This window comes from Collinsella sp. AK_207A, assembly GCF_902501965.1.
Lineage (GTDB): Bacteria > Actinomycetota > Coriobacteriia > Coriobacteriales > Coriobacteriaceae > Collinsella.
Window position 1 is genome coordinate 80,141 of the sequence record NZ_CABWID010000015.1, and the last position, 25,911, is coordinate 106,051.

20 protein-coding genes are annotated in these 25,911 nt (G+C 64.5%); 15 read left to right on the forward strand and 5 right to left on the reverse strand.

Going from position 1 to position 25,911, the window contains the following annotated elements:
* Positions 1–101: 101 nt before the first annotated feature.
* From GDJ97_RS05255 to GDJ97_RS05275, 5 genes are all read left to right on the forward strand, one after another.
* On the forward strand, positions 102–1,268 hold the full coding sequence (locus GDJ97_RS05255; RefSeq protein WP_152070236.1) for an SIS domain-containing protein: 1,167 nt from the start codon (positions 102–104) through the stop codon (positions 1,266–1,268).
* Between the two features lie 116 nt (positions 1,269–1,384).
* Entirely contained in the window at positions 1,385–2,551 is a 1,167-nt protein-coding gene (gene nagA, locus GDJ97_RS05260) for an N-acetylglucosamine-6-phosphate deacetylase (protein WP_152070238.1), read from the forward strand.
* Positions 2,552–2,709: 158 nt separating this feature from the next.
* The gene (locus GDJ97_RS05265; RefSeq protein ID WP_152070240.1) at positions 2,710–3,651 is read left to right on the forward strand and encodes a hexose kinase; all 942 of its coding nucleotides are present in this window, start codon (positions 2,710–2,712) and stop codon (positions 3,649–3,651) included.
* Between the two features lie 209 nt (positions 3,652–3,860).
* On the forward strand, positions 3,861–5,432 hold the full coding sequence (locus tag GDJ97_RS05270) for an aminotransferase class I/II-fold pyridoxal phosphate-dependent enzyme (protein WP_226808840.1): 1,572 nt from the start codon (positions 3,861–3,863) through the stop codon (positions 5,430–5,432).
* 217 nt (positions 5,433–5,649) lie between these two features.
* Positions 5,650–6,720, forward strand: a complete 1,071-nt coding sequence (locus tag GDJ97_RS05275) for a hypothetical protein (protein WP_152070242.1) — start codon at positions 5,650–5,652, stop codon at positions 6,718–6,720.
* Between the two features lie 237 nt (positions 6,721–6,957).
* Here the strand turns inward: GDJ97_RS05275 and GDJ97_RS05280 are convergent, their stop codons facing one another.
* From GDJ97_RS05280 to GDJ97_RS05300, 5 genes are all read right to left on the reverse strand, one after another.
* On the reverse strand, positions 6,958–8,352 hold the full coding sequence (locus GDJ97_RS05280; RefSeq protein ID WP_193221319.1) for an MATE family efflux transporter: 1,395 nt from the start codon (positions 8,350–8,352) through the stop codon (positions 6,958–6,960).
* A 267-nt stretch (positions 8,353–8,619) separates the two neighbouring features.
* On the reverse strand, positions 8,620–9,789 hold the full coding sequence (locus tag GDJ97_RS05285; RefSeq protein ID WP_193221320.1) for a metallophosphoesterase family protein: 1,170 nt from the start codon (positions 9,787–9,789) through the stop codon (positions 8,620–8,622).
* A 175-nt stretch (positions 9,790–9,964) separates the two neighbouring features.
* Positions 9,965–10,900: an AEC family transporter gene (locus tag GDJ97_RS05290; protein WP_152070249.1), complete on the reverse strand. Its 936-nt coding sequence runs from the start codon at positions 10,898–10,900 to the stop codon at positions 9,965–9,967.
* A 97-nt stretch (positions 10,901–10,997) separates the two neighbouring features.
* Positions 10,998–11,651: an amino acid ABC transporter permease gene (locus GDJ97_RS05295; RefSeq protein WP_152070251.1), complete on the reverse strand. Its 654-nt coding sequence runs from the start codon at positions 11,649–11,651 to the stop codon at positions 10,998–11,000.
* A gap of 23 nt (positions 11,652–11,674) precedes the next feature.
* Positions 11,675–12,580 (reverse strand): ABC transporter substrate-binding protein, encoded by a 906-nt coding sequence (locus GDJ97_RS05300; protein ID WP_193221321.1) that lies wholly within the window; start codon positions 12,578–12,580, stop codon positions 11,675–11,677.
* A 282-nt stretch (positions 12,581–12,862) separates the two neighbouring features.
* Between GDJ97_RS05300 and GDJ97_RS05305 the strand changes: the two genes are divergently transcribed.
* The 10 genes from GDJ97_RS05305 (at position 12,863) to GDJ97_RS05350 (ending at position 25,906) form a co-directional block, all read left to right on the forward strand.
* Positions 12,863–13,936, forward strand: a complete 1,074-nt coding sequence (locus GDJ97_RS05305; RefSeq protein ID WP_152070255.1) for an aldose epimerase family protein — start codon at positions 12,863–12,865, stop codon at positions 13,934–13,936.
* A gap of 78 nt (positions 13,937–14,014) precedes the next feature.
* Entirely contained in the window at positions 14,015–15,232 is a 1,218-nt protein-coding gene (locus GDJ97_RS05310; RefSeq protein WP_152070257.1) for a galactokinase family protein, read from the forward strand.
* Positions 15,223–16,884 carry a UDP-glucose--hexose-1-phosphate uridylyltransferase gene (locus GDJ97_RS05315; RefSeq protein ID WP_152070259.1) on the forward strand — a complete coding sequence of 554 codons (1,662 nt, stop codon included), beginning with the start codon at positions 15,223–15,225 and terminating at the stop codon, positions 16,882–16,884. The genes GDJ97_RS05310 and GDJ97_RS05315 overlap by 10 nt, the downstream gene beginning before the upstream one ends.
* Before the next feature lie 78 nt (positions 16,885–16,962).
* The gene (locus GDJ97_RS05320; protein WP_226808842.1) at positions 16,963–17,982 is read left to right on the forward strand and encodes a LacI family DNA-binding transcriptional regulator; all 1,020 of its coding nucleotides are present in this window, start codon (positions 16,963–16,965) and stop codon (positions 17,980–17,982) included.
* A gap of 200 nt (positions 17,983–18,182) precedes the next feature.
* Positions 18,183–19,457, forward strand: a complete 1,275-nt coding sequence (locus tag GDJ97_RS05325; protein WP_152070260.1) for a substrate-binding domain-containing protein — start codon at positions 18,183–18,185, stop codon at positions 19,455–19,457.
* Positions 19,458–19,663: 206 nt separating this feature from the next.
* A complete protein-coding gene (locus tag GDJ97_RS05330) occupies positions 19,664–21,172 on the forward strand; it encodes a sugar ABC transporter ATP-binding protein (RefSeq protein ID WP_152070261.1) in 1,509 nt (502 codons plus the stop codon).
* Positions 21,173–21,189: 17 nt separating this feature from the next.
* Complete coding sequence (locus GDJ97_RS05335; RefSeq protein ID WP_152070262.1) at positions 21,190–22,845, forward strand: galactoside ABC transporter permease; 1,656 nt, start codon at positions 21,190–21,192, stop codon at positions 22,843–22,845.
* A 233-nt stretch (positions 22,846–23,078) separates the two neighbouring features.
* Entirely contained in the window at positions 23,079–23,375 is a 297-nt protein-coding gene (locus GDJ97_RS09355) for a PTS sugar transporter subunit IIB (RefSeq protein WP_193221322.1), read from the forward strand.
* Positions 23,376–24,043: 668 nt separating this feature from the next.
* Positions 24,044–24,844 carry an SDR family NAD(P)-dependent oxidoreductase gene (locus GDJ97_RS05345; protein ID WP_152070264.1) on the forward strand — a complete coding sequence of 267 codons (801 nt, stop codon included), beginning with the start codon at positions 24,044–24,046 and terminating at the stop codon, positions 24,842–24,844.
* Positions 24,845–25,324: 480 nt separating this feature from the next.
* Positions 25,325–25,906: a TetR/AcrR family transcriptional regulator gene (locus GDJ97_RS05350; protein WP_152070265.1), complete on the forward strand. Its 582-nt coding sequence runs from the start codon at positions 25,325–25,327 to the stop codon at positions 25,904–25,906.
* Positions 25,907–25,911 lie beyond the last annotated feature (5 nt).

The window sequence follows — 25,911 nt, forward strand, 5'->3', positions numbered from 1 at the left end:
TTGGCAGAGTTTTTGAAGAGTGCCAAACTGGTTACTACCAGATTACCAATGAATGACTATACTGCAAGGTAGAAGGCTAACCTCTAAGGAAAGGTATCAACATGTTCGAGAAGTCAGTCGAAGAGCTTGAGCGCCTGGGTGCCCACATCACCACCCGCGAGATTAAGCAGCAGCCCGAGCTGTGGCGCGACACCTTCAACATCTACCAGGCCAACAAGGCCGCTATCGAGAGCTTTCTGGCCGAGGCGCGCGCCATGGGCGAGGGCCGTCTGACCGTCGTGTTCACGGGTGCCGGTACCTCCGACTACGTGGGCGACACCGCCGCTCCCTACCTGCGTCATGCCGGCGATCGCGCGCTCTACGACTTCAAGCCCATCGCCACCACCGACATCGTGTCCGCGCCGCGCGACTTCCTGAACCCCGACGAGCCCACGCTCGTGGTGTCCTTCGCCCGTTCCGGCAACAGCCCCGAGAGCCTGGCTGCCGTGCGCGTGGCCAAGGAACTCGTGAAGAACGTCAAGTTTCTGAACATCACCTGCGCCCCCGAGGGCAAGCTCGCCGTTGAGAGCAAGGACGACCCGGATGCGCTCACGCTGCTCATCCCGCGCGCGAACGACGGCGGCTTTGCCATGACCGGCAGCTACACCTGCATGGAGCTGCTCTCCACCCTGATCTTCGACACCGCGTCTGACGAGCAGAAGCAGGCGTGGGTCGAGACGGCCGCCAAGATGGGCGAGGACGTCGTGGCCCGCGAGGGCGAGGTTATGCAGTTCCTGCTGACCGACTTTGACCGTGTTACCTACCTGGGTTCCGGTTCCTTCGGCGGACTGGCCCAGGAGGCCCAGCTCAAGATCCTCGAGCTCGCCCACGGCCTCGTCGCCACGTCCTACGACACGAGCATGGGCTATCGCCACGGGCCCAAGTCCTTCGTGGACGACAAGACGCTCGTCTTCGTGTTCGTGAACAACGACGTCTACACCCGCCAGTACGACCTCGATATCCTCGAGGAGATCTACGGCGACCACATCGCCAAGAAGATCGTGGCGGTTCAGCAGGAGGGCGAGACGAACTTCGAGCACGAGACCTTTACCTTCAAGGGCTTCGACGAGCTGCCCGAGGCGTACCTAGCGCTGCCGTTCATCATGGTTGGTCAAACGGTCTCGCTGCTGAACTCCGTGCGCGTGGGCAATACGCCGGATACGCCGAGCCCCACCGGCACGGTGAACCGCGTGGTGAAGGGCGTCACGATTCACCCCTTCGAAGCGTAGAAAACGGGTATAACCGCCAATGAGTTGCCCGCCCGCAGTCTTCGGACGGGGCGGGCATTGTTTTGGTGCAGCGGAAACGCCCCTGTACCACGATGCACGCCGAGAGGAGCGCTTGTATGTCTGATTTCGTTTTGGCCGGTGGTCGGTTCGTGTTGCCCGGTGCGGTGATGAACGGTGGCTATCTACCCGTGGTGAACGGCCGCTTTGGCGCGTGGAGCGCGGAGGCGCCCGAGGGTGATGCCCCGGTGGTGGACGTCTCCGGCAAGTGGGTTGCCCCGGGTCTGGTGGATACGCACATCCACGGCTTCTATAACCACGCGACCACGGATAACGACCCCGAGGGCATCGACATCTCGTCGGCCGAGCTGGCGCGTCACGGCACCACCTCATGGCTGCCGACGACCTTCACGCAGGGCGTGGAGGATCTCGGCCGCTCCTGCAAGGCCATCGCCGACGCCGCCGCCGCGCGTGGTCCCGAGTTCGTGGGCGCGCGTATCCAGGGCATCTACCTGGAGGGGCCGTTCTTCACCACCAAGCACGTGGGCGCGCAGAACCCCAAGTTCCTGATCGACCCTTCTGTTGAGGTGTTCCATGAGTGGCAGGAGCAGGCGGGCGGTCGCATCATCAAGAGCGCGCTTGCCGCTGAGAAGCCGGGTGCCTGCCGCTACATCGCCCAGTTGGACGCTGAGGGCGTGGTGACGGCCATCGGCCACTCCGACGCCACCTACGACGAGTCGCTCGCCGCGGTGAACGCCGGCGCCACCTGCTTCGTGCACACCTATAACGGTCAGCGCGGCCTGCACCACCGCGAGCCGGGCGTGCTGGGCTGCGCCATGACGACGCCCAACACCTTTGCCGAGATCATTTGCGACGGCAAGCACGTGGTGCCCGCCGCCATCAAGGCACTCGTGGAGGCCAAGGGTTGGCAGCACACCGTGCTCATCACCGACTGCCTGGGCTGCGGCGGCATGCCCGAGGGCAAGTACATGAGCGGCGGTCTGCCCGTGGTGCTCAAGGACAACCTCTGTTGGCTGGCGGATATGTCGAGCATTGCCGGCTCCGTGCTCACGCTCGTTCGTGGTGTGAAGAACATGGTGGACTGGGGCATCGTGACGGCCGAGCAGGCGCTCCGTATGGGCTCTGAGATCCCGGCACGCTCGGTGCGCATCGACGATCGCTGCGGTTTCATCAAGCCGGGTCGCCTGGCAGACTTCATCGTGCTCGATAGCGAGCTCAATCTGGTCGATACGTACGTGGGCGGTACGCTGGTGCCGCAGGCGTAACCTGGTCGGGCGATCGGGTGAATCCTACGCTCAGTCCTCGCGAGACTGGAAAACGGCGAAGCCGGTTTCGCAGTTCGCTGCTGAGTGTCGCTCCGGATTCACCCGATCGCCCCTCAGTTTCGCCACGTCGCCGCGTTCCTGACTGAAGGGAATGAGAGATGATTCTCACTGTTACTATGAATCCGTCCATTGATACGTCGTATCAGATCGATCATTTGGTGGTTGATGACGTCAACCGGGTGGTGCCGACCAAGACGGCGGGTGGCAAGGGCCTCAACGTCTCCCGCGTGCTCGTGCAGCTGGGCGACGATGTGCTCGCTACGGGTCTGCTTGGCGGCCATATGGGCGAGTTCTTGGCCGATCGCATGGACGACGACAAGATTCCGCACAGCTTCACGCCCATCGCGGGGGAGAGCCGCGTGTGCATCGCGGTGCTGCACGATGGCAATCAGACGGAGTTCCTGGAGAGCGGCCCGGCGGTTTCTGCGGAGGAGCTCGCCGCGTTCCAGGAGCACTTTGCCGAGCTCGTGGCGCGTGAGGATTGCGACTGCGTGACCATCTCGGGCTCCCTGCCCAAGGGCGTGCCGGCGGATACCTACGCCAAGATGGTGGCCGTGGTCGTTGCCGCGGGTAAACCGGTGCTGCTGGACACCTCGGGCGCGGCACTCGACGCTGCCCTGGCAGCGGACACCAAGCCGACGCTCATCAAGCCCAACCTGACCGAGATCAACGGCCTGCTGGGTACGAGCTATACGCCGGATGACCTGCCGGCGCTTCAGGTAGAGCTGGCCGGGGACGCCCGCTTTGCGGGGATTCCCTGGGTCGTGGTGACCATGGGCGGCGCCGGCGCCGTCGCGTTCCACGAAGGGCGCGGGTACCGCGTCGTCATGCCGAGCATTCCCGCGGTGAACGCCACGGGTTCCGGCGACTCCACCATCGCCGGCTTTGCCCACGCCATCGCGGCGGACGCGGACGACGACACGGTGCTGCGCTGCGGCAACACCTGCGGCAAGCTGAATGCCATGGATCCGCAAACCGGGCATCTGGTGATGGACCGCTGGGACGAGGTCTACGGCGGGGTGAAGATCACCGAGCTGTAAGGCTGGAACAACGCGCCAAGCCACGGGCGTCTCTTTGAGCTGAACCACCAAGCGGGTGGTGTGGCTCGGAGGGGCGCCCTTCTTCGTGGGGTCATGGAGCGAAGACGCGATAATCCGCCGTCTGCAAAAGTTCAAAGCGAGTTCAATATCGAGCGTGTTATCTTGGTCAAGATTGAACTTTGAACCAATTCTGAACCGGAGGAGGCGGAATGGGGCGCGTCGGCTTCTCAAAGCGGCTTCGCAACGTGATGGACGACCGCGGCATCCGGCAGGCCGATTTGCTGCGTGCGGCAGCCGAGCAGGGTCGCAAACTGGGAAAGAGCCAGCTCAGCCAATACGTCTCTGGTAAGACCATGCCGCGTGCGGACGTGCTGTCACTGCTTGCGGAGCTGCTGGGCGTGGATGCCGGCTGGCTTGCCGAGGGGCGGGCCGATGCCGCAGCCGCCCCGGTTGCCGCGCCTTTAGGCACGCGTGCTCGGAGTCCAGAGCCGGCGCGAGCTTCCGCGCGGCCTGCGACCGCCACCTCCACCGCCAAGACGAAAACCACCATAAGGAGCACCATCATGCGCGAGTTCAAAAAATCATCCAAGCTCGAGAACGTCCTCTACGATGTACGTGGCCCCGTGCTCGATGAGGCCAACCGCATGGAGGCGGAGGGCCAGCGCATCCTTAAGCTGAACATCGGCAACCCGGCGCCCTTCGGCTTCCGCACGCCTGACGAGGTCGTGCTCGACATGCGCCAGCAGCTCACCGAGTGCGAGGGCTACTCCGACTCCAAGGGGCTCTTCTCGGCGCGCAAGGCGATCATGCAGTATGCGCAGCTGAAGAACATCCCCAACCTGGATATGGACACCATCTTCACCGGCAACGGTGTGTCCGAGCTCATCCAGCTCTCCCTGAACGCGCTTCTGGACACAGGCGACGAGGTACTGATTCCCAGCCCGGATTATCCGCTGTGGACGGCCTGCGCCACGCTTGCCGGCGGTACGCCCGTTCACTACATCTGCGACGAGCAGAACGAGTGGAACCCCGATCTGGACGACATGGAGTCCAAGGTAACCGAGCGCACCAAGGCAATCGTCATCATCAACCCCAACAACCCCACGGGCGCGCTGTACTCCCAGGAGATCTTGGAGGGCATCGTCGAGATCGCGCGCAGGCACCAGCTCATGATCTTCTCCGATGAGATCTACGATCGCCTGGTCATGGATGGGTACGAGCACATCTCCATCGCGAGCCTGGCGCCCGACCTGCCGTGCGTGACGTTCTCGGGCCTGTCCAAGAGCCACATGATCGCCGGCTACCGCATTGGCTGGATGGTGCTCTCGGGCAACAAGCGCTGCATGCGCGACTTCATCAAGGGCGTGAACATGCTCTCCAACATGCGCCTGTGTTCCAACGTGCCGGCGCAGTCCATCGTGCAGACCGCACTCGGCGGCCACCAGAGCGTCAAGGGTTACATCGCGCCGGGCGGGCGCGTGCGCGAGCAGCGCGATTATGTGTACGAGGCGCTGAACGCGATCGACGGCGTGACGGCGGTCAAGCCCAAGGCGGCGTTCTATATCTTCCCCAAGCTCGACGTCAAGAAGTTCAACATTACGGACGACGAGCAGTTCGCGCTCGACCTGCTGCACGAGAAGAAGGTGCTCATCACGCGCGGAGGTGGCTTTAATTGGGACAAACCGGACCACTTCCGCATCGTGTACCTGCCGCGTATGGGCGTGCTGCGCGAGTGCATGCAGGACCTTGCGGAATTCCTGTCCACGTATCACCAGAACTAGGGGCGAAATCTCGGGGCACAATCCGCTCGCGCTCGTGTGGTTTTAGAGCCGCAGGTGCGAGCGTGGCGCGCAGCAAAAGACACTCGGGTACACTTACCTGCGGCCGGGAGGCCCCGAAAGGGGCTGATACGAACGACAAAGATGATCAGAGTAGGAATCCCGGCAAAACGGCGCGAAAGCGCCTGGGGCGCGCCGAGGGGCGCGAAAGGAGGACGATATGTCCGAGAACGAGAACAACAACGAGACGATGGAAGAGGCCGTGGAGGTCGAGGCTCCCGAGGCTGCTGCCGAGGTCGCTGTTGAGGCCGAGGTGTCCGAGCCGGAGGCTGTGGCCGAGGTTGAGGGTGTCGAGGACGACGCCGACGAGCTCGACCAGAGCCACATCAACGCCGAGATCGTGACGGCTCAGAATGAGAAGCTGATCGAGAAGGTCAAGCGCGCCGAGAACCTGCTGTTCCGTCGCAGCAAGGCCCTCGAGCGCGAGGCTGAGGAGAAGGCGAGCCAGGTGAACGAGCTGGCGCGCGCCATCAAGCTCCTGGACCTCAAGCCCCGCATGGAGCAGAAGGAGATGGCCGACCTGCTGGGTATGCGCCTGCGCGAGCTGGACGCCCTGCTGGCCGAGGCCGAGAAGGCCAACCTGGTGGGCCGTGTAGAGGTCACCGACCCCGAGACGGGCAATGTGGACATGCGCAAGGTGCAGGTCTTCGCCGACGAAGACGCCCTGGATCATGTGGGCGACATCGTCAAGAAAGGCCAGCCGCTCGTGCCCGAGCTCTCCAACGAGGAGATCGAGGCCCTGTTCGCCCAGCTCGACAAGGTGATCGATCCGCTCGTGGCCATGGGCCTGGACGAGGACCGCGGTCCGCGCGGCGGCCGCGACGATCGCGGTGGCCGTGGTGGCGACCGCGGCGGACGCGGCGGGTTCGACCGTCGCGACGGCGGCGACCGCAGCCATGGCAAGTTCGGCGCTCCGCGCATGGGCTTCGGCGGTAGCCGCGGCGGTCATTCCGACCGTGGCGGCTTCGGCGGTGACCGTGGCAGCCGTGGTGGCTTCGGTGGCGGCGATCGCGGCGGCCGTGGTGGCTTCGGCGGCGGTGACCGTGGCGGTCGCGGCGGCTTCGGCGGTGACCGTGGCGGTCGCGGCGGCTTCGGTGGCGGCGATCGCGGCGGCCGCGGTGGTTACGGCGGTGGCGACCGTGGTGGTCGTGGCGGCTACGGCGACCGGGACCGCGGCGGCAACCGCGGCGGTGGCTACGGCGATCGTGGCGGTCGCAACAACCGCTACTAAGCGCCGATATAGACGAGCCGAAGGGGCTGGCCGCGAGGCTGGCCCCTTTTTGCGCGGCTTTTGCGTGGACGAGGGTGCGTGCCGGGAACGGGCACGTATCATCAGGGGTGCCGCCAACGGGCCAAGGGGAATACCATGGCAGCGGATACCTCGCGCAAGCAGGGCATCAACCTCATCGGGCTGATCGCTCTGCACGGCATCGATCGTGACGATCTAGCCTGCGGGTTCGGTGGCAGGCTACGACGCGGCGAGCGGTGTGCGGATCGTCGCGAACGCCTGGCGGCGCACGTAGAAGAAGAGCGCGATCATGATGGCGCCGGTCATGAGCCATGAGATGGGATAGACAGCCGTCAGCATCTCGAAGCTGCCGATGAGGGGGAAGAGGCCCAGCACGTAGACCAGGCGCAGCACACAGGTGCCAAAGACCGTCACAAGGGTGGGCAGCACGGGCCAGCCCATGCCGCGCATGCCGGAGGCGGTGATCTCATAGCTGGCGATCATCCAGTCGAAGGCGAGCGAAAGCATGAAGCGTCGATGCGCGAAGTCGAGCGCGGCGGCGTCCTTGGTGAAGATGCCGAGCATGGGGCCGCTGAACGCGATGACGGTGAAGCAGAACACTGCGGAGACGAGCACGCCGCCCGCCATGCACAGCTTCATGATGCGATCGCAGCGCGCGGGCTCGCCCGCCGCGTAGTTCTGCCCGATAAAGGTCACGGCCGCCTGCGAGAACGCGTTGATGAAGTAATAGGAGTAGTACTCGAAGTTGCTTGCCGCCGCGCAGCCGGCAATGGCGGCCGTTCCAAAGCCGTTGATCTCGGACTGGATGATGACGTTGGAGAGCGAGAACACCACGCCCTGGGCACCCGAGGGTATACCGATGTGGAGGATGCTCTTCACGGCGGCTGGCTCCAGCGAAATCTCGCGCGGGTTGAGCCGGAACGCTCCCTCCTCGTGCAGCAGGAACCACACGAGCATGCCGCCGGCGATGCCGTTCGCGGCCACGGTGCCGAGCGCGATGCCAGGAACGCCCGCGCCAACGGCTACGGCGATGTAGTCCATGACGGCGTTCGCCAGAGCGGCCACCGCCAGCGCGTAGAGCGGCCGCTTGGTGTCGCCCTTAGCGCGCAGGATGGCCGCGGAGAAGTCGTAGATCTGGAAAAAGGAGATGCCGGCAAAGTAGATCCGCAGGTACTGGCCTGCCTCCACGCGTGCGTCTCCCGGAATGGACATGGCGGAGAGAATGGGTTCGGTGGCAAGGAGGCCCATCGCCGTGAGCACCACGGAGCACACGAGCGCCACCCCCGCCGCCGTGTGCACCGCCGAGCGCACGCGCACCATATCGCCGCGTCCGATGCGCATGGCGATGGTGACGTTCGCGCCCATGGAGAGGCCGAGGAACAGTCCGACGAGCAGCGCGATGACGGGCGCCACGCCACCAATCGCCGCCAGCGCGGTGGATCCCACGAACCGGCCGGCGAACATGGCGTCGGTGGAGCTGAAGAACTGCTGCAAAATGCTCGCGAGGGCGAGTGGGATAGCAAAGGTGACGATTTTGCCCAGAAGTGGGCCGTGCAACATGTCGATGCTGTTCGAATCGCGCCGTTCATCCAGTGCTGTCTTCTCCGCCGCCATGCGTCTCCCTTGCGTCTTCATTCGATGATGAGTGGCCGCTGGGCGCTGCATGGGCGGGATACGGGCAACAGACGCGGCGAGCGCGACCGTCGGAGCCGCGAGAGCCGAGTGCGTCGGGCCTCAGGGCAGGGGATAGGGTACCGCGAATACCCGGCGCGATGGTGGCTCAGACGCGAATTCCACGGAGCGGGGCGTGGCTGCGAGTGAAGGTTTGACGTGTGAGGGGCACCATGCAGCAAGGCGGTTCTCCGCGCTCTTGGCCGCTCGCTACCTGCTCTCGAGTCGGGCGTGCGGGGAGAGGGACTCGTCAGCGGCATTTCGCGCGCCCGCGACGGGGTGGGGGATGAGGGCACGCGCTCGCTCGCGGAGCTCCTCTCCGGTGACTGGCATGCGCTCGGTGGCCCAGTCGGTGATCGGGCGCGAGGTCCGCGCACCCACGAGCTCGCGGTAGGTGAGGAGCTGGGTGGTGTAGGCAGCGGGATCGTCCGCGGAGAAGGAGAAGGCGCGCGCCGCGCGGTCGAGACCGGGGCCGTAGGCGCCGAAGCCCGTGGTGGGCGCGTAGCCAAGGTCCATGCCGTGATAGCGGCAGATGAGCGTGTTCTTGTGGTTGTGACCGCAGTAGAGGGCGAAGAAGCTGCCCTCCTCCACCAGGGCGTCGACTTCGCCCGTGTTCTCGTCTGGGCAGCTGATGGGCTCGCGCAGGCGACCGCCCTGCAGGGCGTCTGCGCGGGGCACCAGAAGCTCGCCCGCTCGGTAGTGGCTGCGATGGCCGGGGACGCCGCCCTCGCCGGGCCGAGCGGAGCGCAGGCACGAATACATCTCGGGTACGGGGAGGTGCTGGAAGACGATGCCGGGAACCGGGCGATCCGCCGCCGCCGCCAGTTCGCGAGCGGTTTGCACGAGCCAGGATGTTGTCCGCTGGTCAAAGGCCTCGTAGCCGCCCAACAGGTTTCCGGCGCCGGAGTCGGCCAGGTAGACGGCAAGGCACGGTGTGTGTCCGGACGCGTCGAAGATCGGCAGGGCGAGCGTGCCGGGGCCGTAACCGCGCATGCCGGTAGCGTCGCGCGTCCATGCGTTCACGCAGCCGGGAAGCTCGGCGAGCCATGCTTCCTGCTGGGCGTTGCTCACACCCACCTCGGGGTCGTGGTTGCCAAAGGTGACGGCAAAGGGGATCTGGCGCTCCACAAAGGGTTCGCAGATGGCGGTAAGCGTGCATCGGACGGCATCGGGGCGGTGTCGATACCCCGGGTCATAGCCCTTGACCTGGTCCCCGGTCAGCACTACGAGGTCCGGACGGGCGCGGTCGAGCACGGCGTTCAACAGGGTGAGCGTCTCCGGGCGCATGCGGGTGGTTTCCTGCACGTCGGTAACCTGCAGGAGCTTGAATGAGCCGTCCGGATGGAAACGCAGGGGACGCGACGGGGTGTTTGAATCCATGACATACCTCCTGAAACAAGCGTATGGCTCGAATGACATGGATTCGTCATTCCCCTATCAAGGAGGGGTAAGCGATTACGCGTCCGATTTCGCGGAATCAGGATACGCGGGCCCCGCAACGTGGGCGGCGGGCGGAGCAGACGACGCGCTTCTCGCCCCGTGACCTGCCCCGGGCCTACAGCACGCCGAGGAGCGCCACCACGAGGGGCACGATCAGGAACGAGAGCAGCGTGCTCACCACGGTGTTCTTGGTGGCAAGCTTAACGTCGGCGCCGCACATGTCGGCAAAAGTGGGCACGATGGCGCCGGTGGGCAGGGCGAACATGATGGCAAAGAGCTCGGCGAGCATGGGCTCGGGTACGATGGCGCGAAGCAGCAGGTAGAGCACGATCGTCACCACCAGCTGACGGATGATGGCGAAGGGATAGGAGCGCCAGTCGGAGAAGACGCTGCGCAGATCCTCCTGCGCCACGAGTGCGCCCACCACGAGCATGGCGAGCGGCGAGGTGATCTGCCCCACGTGGGAGAGCGTCGTCTGGATGCCCCGCGGCAGCTCCCAGCCGGTGAAGAACATGATGATGGCGATGAAGCACGAGTAGACCACGGGTTGCTTCAGCACGTCGCGCGCGGACTTGCGCTTGCCAGTGCTGCTGCCGCGCGCCAGGATGGCAAAGCCGATGGTGAAGTTGAAGACGCTCGTGAGCATGTCGATGATGCTCGCGCCCACGGCGCAGCGCTGGCCCAGGATTGCCAGGCAGATGGGGATGCCCAGAAAGGAGGTGTTGGTGCAGGTGCCGGCAAAGAGATACAGGCCGCGCTTCTCCTTGGGCGTGCGGAGCAGCGCGTTGCAGAGCCAGCTCGTGCCCAACAGCGAGAACCAGAGGAACGCGGCGATGCCGAAGCTCCACGGGACCTCGACGCTCGCGGCGGACGGGTCGAGCCCCGTGGCGGAGGCGACGACCAAGCAGGGCATGGCGACTTCGATGATCAGGCGTGAGATGTGCTTGATGGTGTGGCCGTCCAGGTAGTCGAGCTTGCCGACCACGTATCCCAGGGCCACGATCGCGAGCATCCCCACCATCTGTCCCAGCGCATCGAAGGGTGAGACCATCCGCCTGTCGTCCTTTCCGTACCCGTTTGAGCGCGGCGCTCGTTCGCCACGGCGTTGTGATTCTAGTACACGAAGGGCGGGGGCAACGGGCTGTTCGCTACGGTTTAACGAGCTTCTCCCAGCGTGAGCCGAGCCAGGTGAGTCCCATCACGATGATGTAGTAGATGATGGCGGCGATGAAGAACGGCTCAAAGGCCCGGTAGGTGATCGCTTGGATGCTCTGGGCGGCGCGCATGAGGTCCATGAGGCCGATCACCGCCACGAGCGAGGAGCTCTTGAGCACGGTGATGACCTCGTTCACGAGCGCCGGCACCACGGAGCGGAGCGCCTGGGGGATGATGATGGAGACCATCACCTGCGTATAGCGCATACCGAGGGAGTATGCGGCGTCGCTCTGGCCGCGGTCCACGCCCTCGATGCCGCCGCGCAGCGTCTCGGAGACCGTGGCCGAGCCGTTGAGGCCGAGCGTGAGCACGCCGGCGGCGAACATGCTGATCTTGTATCCCGTGAGCTGCGGCGTGGCAAAGTAGGCTAGGAACAGCAGGACGATGAGCGGCACCCCGCGGAAGATGGACGTGTAGAAGTCCAGGAGCAGGCGGAGCGGTCGGCAGGGGAGCACCTTCAGCACGGCAACGAGAAAGCCCACGGCAAAGGCGAGCGCCAGCGAGCAGGCCGTCACCTCGAGGGTGACGGCGAGCCCGCTGGCGAACATCGACAGATACGGTGCTATGAGGGCGAAGTTCAACGACACGGGAGCTCCGACGTTTTACGCCGCTATTCGGCCTTGGACGCCTCGGCGGCGCGGTCGCCCCAGACGAAGTCCTTGTTCGTCCACTTGGCGATATAGGTGTCCATGGTGCCATCGGCGATTATCTCGCCCACGCAGTCGTTGAAGGCGGGGATGAAGCTGGCGCCCTTTTTGGCCATGATGCGGTAGACGCTCACGTACTCGTCCGTCTCCTTGGCGGGCAGCAGCCCCAGCACGGTCTCGGGGTTGGCCTGCTGCATGGTCAGGCCCTCGGCGCCGTCGCAGATGTAGACGTCCACGCGGCCGGCGAGTACCTCCTGCAGGCACTGGTCGCCGCCGTCGAAGGTGGTCAGCTCGTTGTCGGGCAGCGCCGCGGTGATGAACTTGTTCTGCACGGTGCCCGTGGTGCAGGTGAGCTTCTTGCCCTTGAGCGCGTCCAGGCTCTGGAGCGGCTCGCCACCCTTGGAGAGCGCGCCCACGAGCGGCTGGTAGTAGCCGCGGGTGAAGTCGAAGGTCTGGCGACGCTCGTCGTTGGCGCTCATCGGCATGGTGAAGGAAGTGTCGCTGCTCTGCACGGAGGCGAGAGTGGCGGCAAAGTCCTGCGGCTCGAACTCGTACTCAAAGCCCAAGCGGCGGGCCATCTCGTCAACGACGTCGATATCCAGGCCCTCGAGCTTCTGCGAGCCGTCCTTTTGCGTGACGAGCGAGCGGAAGGGGGCGAAGGCGTCGTCGCCCACAAAGGTGAGCTTGACGCCGGAGAGGTCGCTGCTGCCCGCGCTCGCGGCGGAGCCGGTGCTCGCAGCGCTGCCGCCGCCGGTCTGCTGCGTGGCGCCGCAGCCTGCAAGCGCTATCGGGGAGAGCACGGCGCCCGTGCCCAGCAGGGTGAGGAAGCCGCGGCGGCTAAGATTGATCTGATGCGTTGAAGCGTTCATGGTAAGACCTTCCTTTGTAGGCATGTTCACCATAATCTACCATAATCCACGGGGAAGGTGGGTTGAAGCGTGGGCGGCGGAAACCATGTACGGCGCGTGCCGCCGCGCGCGTCAATAGGCGCTCTCGCCTGAGCGCCCTGCGAGAGCGGCGGCGCGTTCAACCCGTGCAACCTGCGGCGTAACCGCTTGGCGGCGAGAAGCGACCGTTGGTGAGATTGTTCCGCAGCGCGGCATGAGTACGTTAACATGATGCGATGTGAACGTACTCAGAATGGGGCTGCGATGCTGAAACAAACTGTATTCGGGGAGTTCGCCACCGGCAAGGAGGCGAGCGTCTACACACTTGAGGCGGGCGGCGTCACGGTTCGCGTGAGCGATCTGGGAGCCACCGTGCTGGGCATCGACGTGCCCGACGCCCGGGGTAACGTTGCCGATATCGCGCTCGGCTTTGCCGGCGTGCCGGGCTACCTGGGCGTGAACGACGCGTTCTACGGCGCCACGGCGGGGCCCGTCGCCAACCGCACGGCGCGTGCCGAGGTGCCGATCGACGGCGTGGTGTACCACCTGCCGGTAAACGACGCCGATACCAACAACCTGCACACGGACAAGGTGCACGGCCTGCACAAGCGCCTGTGGACGGTGGATGCCGCCGAGGAAGCGCCCACGGGGCCCGAGCTCCGGCTCTCGTGCGAGCTCGCGGACGGCGAGTTCGGCCTGCCGGGCAACCGTCGCGTCACGGCCGTCTACGCGCTCTCCAACCAGGGCGTCCTCACGCTGACCTACGGCATGGAGACGGACGCTCCCACCTACGCGAACATCACCAATCACACCTATTTCAACCTGGCGGGGCATGCCGCGGGCAATGTGGAAGGGCAGCTGCTCCAGATCTCGGCGGAGCGGTTCGTGCCCATCGACGCCACGTCCATCCCAACGGGCGAGCTGCGCGACGTGAACGACACGCCCTTCGACTTCCGCCAGCTCCACGCCATCGGGGAGCACATCGGCGATGAGGACGAGCAGCTGGAGAACGGCCGCGGCTACGATCACTGCTTCTGCGTGGGCGGCTACGCGGACGGGGGCGCCGACCTGCGCCATGCCGTGCACGCCGAGGACCCGGCGAGCGGCCGCGCGCTCGACGTGAGCATCTCCGCCCCGGGCATCCAGCTCTACACCGGCAACTGGCTGGACGATGCCTGGGGCGTGAAGGACGGTGCCGTCTACACTTCGCGTTCCGGCTTTGCGCTCGAGCCCGAGTTCTACCCGGACTCCATCCACCACGCCGCGTGGCCGCAGACCATCGTCACGCCGGAGCGTCCGTTCGAGTCCGTGATCCAGTACGAGTTCACCACGGTCTAGCGCGCCCGCGCGCCACCGTTTTCGTTTCTCGGTATCAAGTTGCGCGGGGAAGGGTCCGCGCAAAGAAAGGGGATATCCATGGCAGACACGATTCTGGGCATCGCGCCCGAGCGCCTCGAGGCCGTGAAGGCGCTGTTCGAGGAGCACTTCGGGCCGATCGGCGACCGCCGCGCGCTCGTCGTCAACGCACCGGGGCGCTCCGAGATCGCGGGTAACCACACCGACCACGAGGGCGGCCACGTCATCGCCGGCGCGCTCGACGTCTCGATCGTGGGCATCGCCGTGCCCAACGGCACCGACACCATCCGCGTGGTCGACGCCGACTTCCCGCTCTTCGAGCTCGACCTCACCTCGGGTCTGGAGCCCAAGGACGACGAGAAGGTCACCGCCATCAGCCTGGCCCGCGGCATGGCCGCCTGCCTGGCCGAGACGGGCCGCACGCCCGCAGGCTTCGACCTGGCCAAGATCGGCAACATCCCCGCCGGCGGTGGCCTGTCCTCCTCGGCTGCCGTCGAGGCCCTCTACGGCCGCGTGATGGAGGCCTTCTGGGAGGGTCCGCACGTCTCGCCGGTGGAGCTCGCCAAGATGAGCCAGCATGCCGAGCGCGACTACTTCGGCAAGCCCTGCGGCCTCATGGACCAGCTCGCCGTGTGCCTGGGCGGCCTGGCCTTCATGGACTTCGAGAACCCGCAGATTCCGCAGAGCTCCAAGCTCGACTTCTCCTTCGATGACCACGGCTACGGCCTCGTGCTCGTTGACGTGGGCTGCGACCACGCCCCCTTCACCGACGACTACGCCGCCGTGCCCGTGGAGATGCAGGCCGTGGCCAAGATGCTCGGCCACGACCGCCTGTGCGAGGTCGACAAAGCCGACTTCGACGCCAAGCTCCCCGAGATCCGCAAGCAGCTGGGCGACCGCGCGCTCATCCGCGCCATCCACTACTGGTACGAGAACGACCTGGTGGATCACCGCTGGGATGCGCTCCAGACCGACGACATCGACACCTTCCTCAAGCTCACCCGCGAGTCGGGCGCGTCCTCGGGCATGTTCCTGCAGAACGTCTCCACGGGCGGCGACTTCCAGCCCGCTATGGCGGCGCTGGGCATGGCCGAGCACATCCTGGACGGTCGCGGCGCCATCCGCATCCACGGCGGCGGCTTCGGCGGCTCCATCCAGTGCTTCGTGCCGAACGAGCTAATCGACAGCTTCATCAAGCAGATGGACGCGTGGCTGGGCGAGGGCTCCTGCCGTCACTACCACATCTCTGACGAGGGGGCCGTTGCCGCATGGCTGTAAGCGAGGACATTCGCGCGCTGGTGAACTACGCGTGCGATAACCAGCTCATCGGCGACGAGGACCGCGTATGGGCCTACAACGCGGTGCTCGAGGCCGTGGGCGCGACCGGCCCCGAGCCGGGCGACGAGTGGGTGCTCGACCCCGACTACGACGTGGCTCCGGTGGGCCCCGTGGAGATCGAGGTCGACCCGGACGCCGAAGAGGACGACGAAGTCGAGATCGAGCTAGACGAGCTCGTGGTGCCCGAGCCCTTCGACCTCGAGGACACGCTCGGCCGCCTGGCCGACGTTGCCGTGGAGAACGGCGTGGCTGAGGACACCGCGAGCGGCCGCGACCGCGCGGCCATGCGCGTGATGGGCGTGCTCACCCCGCGCCCCTCCGACGTTGTCTCGGTCTTCGACGACATTCTCTGCACCGAGGGCCCGCGCGCGGCCACGGACTGGTTCTACAAGCTCTGCTGCGATGCGAGCTACGTGCGCCGCGCCGCCATCGCGCGCAACATCGCGTGGACGACGCCGGGTCGCTGGGGCGAGCTGGATATCACCATCAACCGCTCCAAACCCGAGAAGGACCCGCGCGACATCGCCGCGGCCGGTCGTGCCAAGGCGACGGGCGAGAAGTACCCGGCCTGCCAGCTCTGCATCGAGAACGAGGGCTATCCCGGACGCTCCGCCGCGAGCGGCTCGGGTGATCATCCCGCCCGCCAGAACCTGCGCATCATCCCCATCGAGCTCGACGGTGACCGCTACGGCCTGCAGTACAGCCCGTACGCGTACTTCAACGAGCACTGCATCGTGATGAGCGCGCACCATCGGCCCATGCACATCGACCGCGCGAGCCTGACCTGCCTGCTCGACTTCGTGGACCTGCTGCCGCAGTACTTCATCGGGTCCAACGCCGACCTGCCCATCGTGGGTGGCTCGATTCTCTCGCACGATCACTTCCAGGGCGGCGATCACGAGTTCCCGATGATGAAGGCGGCGCCGACCATGCCCTTCACCATGGCGGCCTATCCGGACGTCGAGGGTGTGGTGCTCGAGTGGCCGCTCTCGGTGCTGCGCCTGCGGAGCGCGAACCGCGATGAGCTGCTCGAAGCCTGCGTGCACGTGGTGGACGCCTGGCGCGCTTGGACGGACGAGTCCGTGGGCGTCATCGCCCGCGACGTCGACGGCACGCCGCACAACACGGTGACCCCCGTCATCCGCCGCGTGGACGCCGAGGGCCATGCCGGCGGCGACACCTACGAGGCCTACCTGGCGCTGCGCTGTAACGTGACGAGCGAGGAGAACCCGCTCGGTATCTTCCACCCGCACGCGCAATGGCACCACATCAAGAAGGAGAACATCGGCCTCATCGAGGTTATGGGCCTGGCCATCCTGCCGCCGCGCCTGGTGGCGGAGCTCGGCGCGGTTGAGGACCATCTGCTCGCCGGTGACCTGGACGCGCTCGAGACCGACCCGCTCACCCAGAGCCATGCGGCCTGGGCGCGCGAGGTGGCCGCCGCGCATCCGGAGCTCGACGCCGCGTGCGCCCAGCAGGTGATCAGCGACGAGGTGGGCCATGTCTTTGGTCACGTGCTCGAGGATGCCGGCGTCTTCAAGTGGGACGTGACGGGTCGCGCCGCCCAGCAGCGCTTCATCGACGTGCTGTAGGAGCCTCTGACGAGGGGCGGGCACTTCTGCAAGACGGAACGTGCCCGCCTCTGCGTCTACATGAAAGGAAGCCGGGTGATGGATAAGATGCCGAAGGCTGCGTGCGATGCGCATCGCTCGGTCTCCATGGCGGACGTGGCGGCTGCCGCGGGCGTCTCGCAGCAGACCGTCTCGCGCGTGGTGAACGGTCAGCCCAACGTGAGCCAGGCCACGCGCGATAGGGTTAACAAAGCCATTGCCGAGCTGGGTTTTCGTCCCAGTTTTGCCGGACGCTCGTTGCGCTCGGGCCGCTACCGCAACGTGGGCCTCTGCACGTTCGATATCTCCATGGCGGGCAACCTGTCCATGTTCGAGGGCGTGGTGATCGCCGCGCGCGAGCAGGGCTATGCCGTCACGATGATCGAGATGGGCCCCGAGCAGGTGCCCTACCTGGTGTCCTCGGCCACGCACCGCTTGGCGGAGCTGCCGGTGGACGGCGCCATCATCAACCTCTCGGTCCTACCCGAGGACTTTGAGGACTACACGCCGCTACCGGGGTTGGAGACGGTGCTCGTCACCATGTACGCGCATCCGCGCTGCACCACCATCGACGCCGACCAGTACGGCTGCGGCACCATGATCACCAATTACCTGTTGGAGCACGGTCATACGCAGATCCGCTTCGTGGCGGGGCCAACGTACTCATCCCATTCCGATTTCCGCGAGGCCGGGTGGCGCGATGCGCTCGAGGCCGCGAACGTGAGCCCGGTGGAGCCCCTGCGCGGCGACTGGTCGGCCGATAGCGGCTACGAGATCGGCCTCAAGCTCGCCCAAGACCGCGAGATGACCGCGGTGTTCGCCGGTAACGACCAGATGGCGCTCGGTATCATCGCCGCGCTCGCCAACAGCGGCATCAGCGTTCCCGACGACGTGAGCGTGGTGGGCGTGGACGATTCGCTCCGGGGCATCATTCCGCACAACGACCTCACGACGGTGCGCTTCGACATGCTCGAGCGCGGCCGCATGATGTTCGACCTCGCGGTGGGGGGTGGCCCGGCGCGCGCGGTGCGGGTACCGGGCAAGCTCGTTGAGCGGTCAACGGTCGCGGATATTCGCTGACTCAACCCGCGGGGCCGTTAAGCTGCGGGTTTTCTTCAGCGCTTACCATTCCCGGTGTTTGTCCTTACCGTCCACCGACCGTTATCGACCGCTCGTGAGTACGTTAACATGAGACCGTGGACACGGTTTCATGGGTGGCTAATATGTAAATCGTCTTCAAGCAGCGGGCGAATACCTCGCCCCTGGAAAGGAGTAATCCCATGCAAGTTACACGTCGTCAGTTCGTCCAGACTGCCGGTCTCGGCGCTGCCGCGCTCGCCCTCGTGGGCTGCGGCGGCGGTGGTACCTCCAGCAGCACGGGCAGCGGTGCCAGCTCCGCTTCTGGTAGCAGCACCGACAAGCCGGTTGTGTTCTACAACCGCCAGCCGTCCAACTCCACCACCGGTGAGCTGGACAAGACCACCCTGAACTTCAACAAGAACACCTACTACGTGGGCTTCGACGCCAACCAGGGTGGCGAGCTCGAGGGCACCATGGTGGCCGACTACATCAAGAAGCACGCCGCTGAGCTCGACTCCGACGGTGACGGCATGATCGGCTATGTGCTGGCCATCGGCGACGTGGGACACAACGACTCCATCGCCCGTACCCGTGGTTGCCGCAAGGCCCTCGGTACGGCCGTTGAGAAGGACGGCGCTATCGTCTCCGACGCCGCCGGCACCAACACGGACGGCTCCTCTTCCGTGGTCCAGGACGGCACCATCAAGGCCGACGACGGCAAGGAGTACACGATCCGCGAGCTCGCCTCGCAGGAGATGAAGACCTCCGCCGGCGCCACCTGGGACGCCCCGACCGCCGGTAACGCCATCGGCACCTGGGCCTCCTCCTTCGGCGACAAGATTAACGTCATCGTCTCCAACAACGACGGCATGGGCATGGCCATGTTCAACGCTTGGTCCAAGGAGAAGGGCGTGCCGACCTTCGGTTACGACGCCAACTCCGACGCCGTTGAGGCCATCGGCCAGGGCTACGGCGGAACCATCTCCCAGAACCCCGCTGTTCAGGCGTACCTCACGCTGCGTCTGCTCCGCAACGTCTTTGACGGCGTGGACATCAACACGGGTATCGCCGAAGCCGACGATGCTGGCAACGTGCTCTCCGAGGACGACTACAAGTACGTCGAGGAGGATCGCTCCTACTACGCGATGAACCTCGCCGTCACCGCCGACAACTACAAGGACTTCCTGGACGCCACCGCGCTCTACAAGACCGCGCAGTCCCAGATCAAGGCCGACACCAAGAAGGTCTGGCTGTCCACCTACAACTCCGCCGACAACTTCCTGGGCGCCACCTACAAGCCGCTGCTCAAGAAGTACGAGAAGCTCCTGGACCTCGAGATCGACTACGTCGACGGCGACGGTCAGAACGAGTCCAACATCACCAACCGTCTGGGCAACCCTGACCAGTACGACGGCTTCGCCATCAACATGGTCAAGACCGACAACGGTGCTTCCTACACGTCGATCCTGGGCTAGGAATCAGGCGACTGGTTTGAAGACATGTGCTGAGGAACCATCGTTCTAACGCGCAAGAAGGGGAGAGGAGCAACTCCTCTCCCCTTCGTTTGGAATCCCGTGCAAACGGGTCGTGTTTCCCGTAGGCTCCTCTCCACGCACCAAGGCGAGTCATGGTGCGCGGCGAGGATTTCCGCGCGGATTGAGGTAATTGAGGGGTGAAAAACATGTCAGACAAGCAAGACGACATCGTGCTGTCCATCCAGGGGATGAGCAAGACGTTCGGCCGTAACCGCGTTCTGGACCACATCAACCTGAACGTGCGCCGCGGGACCGTGATGGGTCTTATGGGTGAGAACGGCGCCGGTAAGTCCACGATGATGAAATGCCTGTTCGGCACCTATCAGAAGGATGAGGGAACCATCATCCTGGACGGTAGGGAAGTCAATTTCTCCGGTCCGAAGGACGCCCTTGAGAACGGCGTCGCCATGGTGCACCAGGAGCTCAACCAGTGCCTGGAGCGCTCGGTGGTCGACAACCTGTTCCTGGGCCGCTATCCCACGAATTCGCTCGGCGTCATCGACGAGGGCCGCATGAAGAAGGAGGCCGGCGACCTGTTCCGCAAGCTGGGCATGACCGTCAACCTCACGCAGCCCATGAAGGACATGTCCGTCTCCCAGCGCCAGATGTGCGAGATCGCCAAGGCCATCTCGTACAACGCGAAGGTCATCGTGCTCGACGAGCCCACCTCCTCGCTGATGACGCAGGAGGTCGACAAGCTCTTCAAGATGATGCGCATGCTCAAGGGGCAGGGCATCTCGCTGATCTACATCTCCCACAAGATGGACGAGATCTTCGAGATCTGCGACGACGTCTCGGTGCTGCGCGACGGCAACCTGGTCATGACCAAGAAGACCTCCGAGACCAACATGAACGAGCTGATCTCGGCCATGGTCGGTCGTTCGCTGGACAACCGCTTCCCGCCGGTGGACAACAAGCCGGGCGAGCCGATCCTTTCCATCCAGCACCTTTCCACCAAGTTCGAGCCGCACCTGGTGGACATCTCGTTCGACGTGCGCCAGGGCGAGATCTTCGGTCTGTACGGCCTGGTGGGCGCCGGTCGTACCGAGCTGCTCGAGACGATCTTCGGCGTGCGCACGCGTGCCGCCGGCCGCGTGTACTTCCGCGACCGCCTCATGAACTTCAGTTGCGCCAAGGACGCCATGGAACACGGCTTCGCGCTGATCACCGAGGAGCGTAAGGCCAACGGCCTGTTCATGAAGGGCGATCTGACGTTCAACACCACGATCGCCAACCTCGACAGCTACAAGAACGGCTTCGCGCTCTCCGACTCCAAGATGGTGCGCGCCACCAACAAGGAAATCAAGACCATGCACACCAAGTGCATGGGCCCGGACGACCTGATCAGCAGCCTTTCCGGCGGCAACCAGCAGAAGGTCATCTTCGGCAAGTGGCTTGAGCGCTACCCGAAGGTCTTCATGATGGACGAGCCCACGCGCGGTATCGACGTCGGCGCCAAGTACGAGATCTATGAGCTGATCATCGACATGGCCAAGCATGGCACCACGGTGATCGTCGTCTCGTCCGAGATGCCCGAGATCCTGGGCATCACCAACCGCATCGGCGTCATGTCCAACGGGCACCTCTCCGGCATCGTCAACACCAAGGAGACGAACCAGGAAGAGCTGCTGCGCCTGAGCGCCAAGTATCTGTAACAAGGGGGATGGAACATATGGCAACTACAGCGGGCAAGATCCTGACCGTTGAGGAGGAGACCAAGCTCCTCCAGCCCATCGACGAATATGTCAGCGGCATTCAGAAGAAGATCGACGCGCTTCGCCTAGACGGCACCACCAAGGTCGTGGACCTGCAGTCGAGCATCGACGCCACCCGTGGCGACAAGGTGCTCACCAAGGCCGAGCAGGACAAGCTCATCGCCGGCTACAAGGCCGAGATGGAGAAGGCCAAGGCCGTCGAGAGCAAGAACAAGGCCGAGGTCGATAAGCTGATCGCCGACGCCGAGGGCTACCTCAAGGCACATTTCGCCAAGGACTATCTGGAGCCCGTCAAGGCGAGCTGCGCCGCCGAGCGCGAGGCCGCCAAGGTGGCCTACCAGAAGAACCTGGCCGAGCTCGAGCGCGCCCATAAGGCAGACATCGCCAAGATCAAGGACGCCGCCGAGATCAAGGACGAGAAGTACGTCTACAAGAACAAGCAGTTCGACGCCAAGGTCTCCTACCAGCAGGAGCTCCAGCGCATCAAGGACCGCCAGCACGAGGCGTTCGTGTACGAGTACCACCTCATCGACCTGCTTCGCATGTCGAAGTTCACCTTCGGCGAGAACATGGCCCAGAAGAGGGAGCACTACGCCTACACGTTCAACACGCGTACGTTCCTGCTGAACAACGGCCTGTACATCGCCATCGTGCTCGTGTTCGCGGCGCTCTGCGCTATCACCCCGGCGGTGAAGGGCACGCAGCTGCTCACCACCACCAACGTGCTGAACATTCTGCAGCAGGCCTCGCCCCGTATCTTCCTGGCGCTGGGCGTCGGCGGCCTGATTCTTCAGACCGGTACCGACCTGTCCATCGGCCGTATGGTCGGTATGTGCATGGTCATCTCCACGGCGATCATGCACCTTGGCCCCAACACGGGCACCATCTTCGGTGTCGCGCTTGACCTTACCAGCCTTGCCGTGCCCGTCCGCGTGATCCTGGCGCTGCTCGTGAACATCGTGCTCTGCACCGCGTTCTCCGCGCTCGCTGGCTTCTTTACTGCGCGCTTCAAGATGCACTGGTTCATCTCCACGATGGCCAACATGCTGATTATCTTCGGTCTCATGACCTACGCCACCAAGGGCGTCTCCTTCGGCGCCATCGAGCCCACGATCCCCAACATGGTAATCCCGAAGCTTGGTTCCTTCCCCACGATCATCCTGTGGGCCGTCGCTGCCATCGCGATCGTCTGGTTCATCTGGAACAAGACCACCTTTGGTAAGAACATGTACGCCGTGGGCGGCAACCCCGAGGCCGCGAGCGTTTCCGGCATCAACGTCTTCGCCGTCTCCATCGGCGTGTTCATCCTCGCTGGCATCCTCTACGGCTTTGGTTCCTGGCTCGAGTGCATCCGCATGGTCGGTTCTGGTTCCGCTGCATACGGCCAGGGCTGGGAGACCGACGCCATCGCGGCCTGCGTGGTCGGCGGCATCTCCTTCACCGGTGGTATCGGTAAGATCTCCGGCATCACCATCGGCGTGCTGATCTTCACCGCGCTGACCTACTCGCTGACCATCCTCGGCATCGATACCAACCTGCAGTTCGTCTGCTCCGGTATCATCATCCTCGTCGCCGTTACCCTCGACTGCCTGAAGTACGTGCAGAAGAAGTAACTCCTTCTCGAGAACGTTCGGTCCGGCCGATGCGGAGCTTGCACCCGTGTCTGCCGGACCGGTTGCCGGACCGGCGTGACGCCTGTGTCGGGGCGAAATGTCTGACTCGCAAGGTTCGTGGCATTTCGTTCCGACACGGGCGTCACGCTATGGCAGCGAGCTGCGGATTGCATGTATACTGTGCCGTTGCATGCACGATAGACCGAACGACCGAACAGAAAGTTGGTACCTCTATGAAGAAGATTCTCGTTTGCTGCAATTCGGGCGTGAGCACTAGCCTTTTGGTGAACAAGCTCGAGGCCTCCATCGCTGCCACTGGGGCCGAGCTCGAGGTCTCCGCCCTTCCGCTGGCCCAGGCCATCGATGAGCTCGCTGCGTCCGACGTGGTGCTGCTCGCTCCGCAGGTGGGCTTTGCCGCCGACAACCTCAAGGAGGCCACGCAGGCCCCCGTGGCGGTTATCGACCCGGACGCCTACGCCCGCGCCGACACCGAGGCCATCCTGCAGCAGATCAACGAGCTGCTCGCGTAGCGAAGGCATCAACGCGCAAATCGATAGGGGAGCGCTTCTCGGTTTACGAGGGCGCTCCTTCTTTTCGTTAGGGGCTGTGTTACCCCACCGTTTGCACGTCCGGCTCCGGATGGAACTCGCACGCCGGCTCTATCATCTTCTCCCAGGTCTTTCTGTAGCGTCCGTCCCCGAGCCGCTCGCGCATGGGCAACGTGATCGCGTCCCGGATGGAACACGGGGATGGAGGTTTTGTTTCAATTGGGGCGGTCCTGTTGGGCCGTCCTTTTTCATGATGTTGTGTACCTACTCTCGCGTCGGTCAAGCTCCAGTTTGGCGATGGGGTGCGCAAGGTCGCTCCCAACCCCTTCGACCTGGTGTATACCTACTTTCCCGAGCGGGACTTGGTTCATGTGGAAGCGCTCATCCACCAGCGCGCCGCCTGGTAGCTCTTACCGGCATGCCGGCTGGACCAGGTTCAGTTGTCATGTGCGGTGACGATCCGTCGTCGTCACCGAATGTCGGCCGCTCGCATGCGCAAAACACGTGTAACACTATACGGCTTGCACGGTGTTCGCGAGCGGCGGTAATTCGCCGAGAGGTGGCGTCCGCTCGGCCCAAAGGCGCGCTTCGGTGCCTGCGCCTGGGGTACCAGTCTACGTGGTTCAACCACTCACGAAGGGATTCTCATCATGGGCAAGTTCACGGGAAAGACCGTCATCGTAACCGGCGGCGGACGCGCCACGCTTAAGGACGGCAGCGCCGGATCCATCGGCTACGGCATCGACATCGCGTTTGCCAAGGAGGGCGCCAACCTGGTTATCACCGGGCGCAACGTGGCAAAGCTCGAAGCTGCGAAGGAGGAGCTCGAGCGCGCATACGGCATCGAGGTGCTCCCCGTGGCGGCCGACGTTTCCGCCGGTGCAGATAACGAGGCCGTCGTGCAGTCCGTGGTGGACGCCGCGATCGAGAAGTTCGGCCGCATCGATGCGCTGGTGAACAACGCGCAGGCATCGGCTTCGGGCGTGACCATTGCCGACCACACCATGGAGCAATTCAACCTCGCCATGTATTCCGGTCTGTACGCCACCTACCTCTACATGCAGAAATGCTATCCGCACCTCAAGGAGACCCGCGGTTCGGTGGTGAACTTCGCCTCCGGCGCGGGCCTGTTTGGCAACTACGGACAGTGCTCCTACGCGGCTGCTAAGGAGGGCATCCGCGGCCTCACGCGCGTGGCCGCTACCGAGTGGGGGCCCGACGGCATCAACGTCAACGTGGTGTGCCCACTCGCCTGGACGGCTACGCTCGAGGGCTTCAAGGAGGCCTATCCCGACGCGTTCAAGGCCAACGTGCACATGCCGCCCATGGGTCATTACGGCGACGTGGAAGCAGAGATCGGCCGCGTGGTCGTTGCGCTTGCCGGCGACGACTTCAAATACATGAGCGGCGAGACCGTCACCCTCGAGGGCGGTATGGGCCAGCGCCCGTAGCGAGCGCTCGAAAGCAGCCAGGTTGCTAACGGCGGCGCGCCCCTCGAGGCACGCCGCCGTTTTGCAGCATCGGGGCTCCCGCTACCCCTCGCGCACGCACCAGGCGTTGGGCCAGCGTTCGTGCTCGCGGCCGGGGCGCACCTCAGGTGCATTCACATGGCGCGGCGAACCGAGCTTTCATAAAATAGCCGACAAAATGGCGGCTGTAAAAATGCGAGCAGTGCAGCATATTCGCTGCGAATGCACCGATGAAATGGTCCCAAGAAAACCTAACGAGAGGGGGTGTACGTCTGCACCCCCAAGTGTCCGGTATATTGGACACTTTTCAGCCGGGTGATAGATCGACCCTTTCGCGCGGGCGGTTATTCCAACCGGTTTTGTGCATCATGCGAAGCGCGTTGACACGGTTGCGCCATTCGGTCATTATCACCCAGCACACAGTGTGCTGATTGATTGATAGGTGACTTTGTGAGGAGGGTCATGGACGCCGATAAACCCACGCGCATCGTGGACGGCACGTCGGATGAGATCGTCGCGAGCGTGCGACGCCTCGCGTGCGAGCGCGGCTACGCCAGTCTTACCGTGCGCGATGTCCTCAAGGACCTGCACATCACGAACCGCGTGTTCTACAACCGCTTCGCCAATATCGACGAGGTGCTCGATGTCGTGTATCGCGACATCGCCGGCAAGGTGCGCGAAAGCCTGTGCGCGCTGTATGACGGCGAGGGCGACTTCTTCGAACACGTGCGCCACGTCGCTGAGCGCACGCTGCACCTGTCCTACACCGCCAAGCAGAACTTCAACCAGTTCGTGTTCGAGGCCGACTCGGTGGGGGAGGAAAACTTCGCCTGGTGGGATCGCGAGATTCGTGCGCTCATCGCGCAGGGAAAACGTCTCGGCGTGGTGCGTGCAGACCTAGACGAGGCGCAGTCCTCGTATGCCATCTGGTGCTTTATCCGCGGGTTCAACGCCGATGCGCTCGGCCGCGGCATTCCCGAGGATGAGGCGCTGGCGCGCTTCCGCTACGGCTTCGACCTCATGCTTTCGGGCATGAGGGCTTAAGGGCT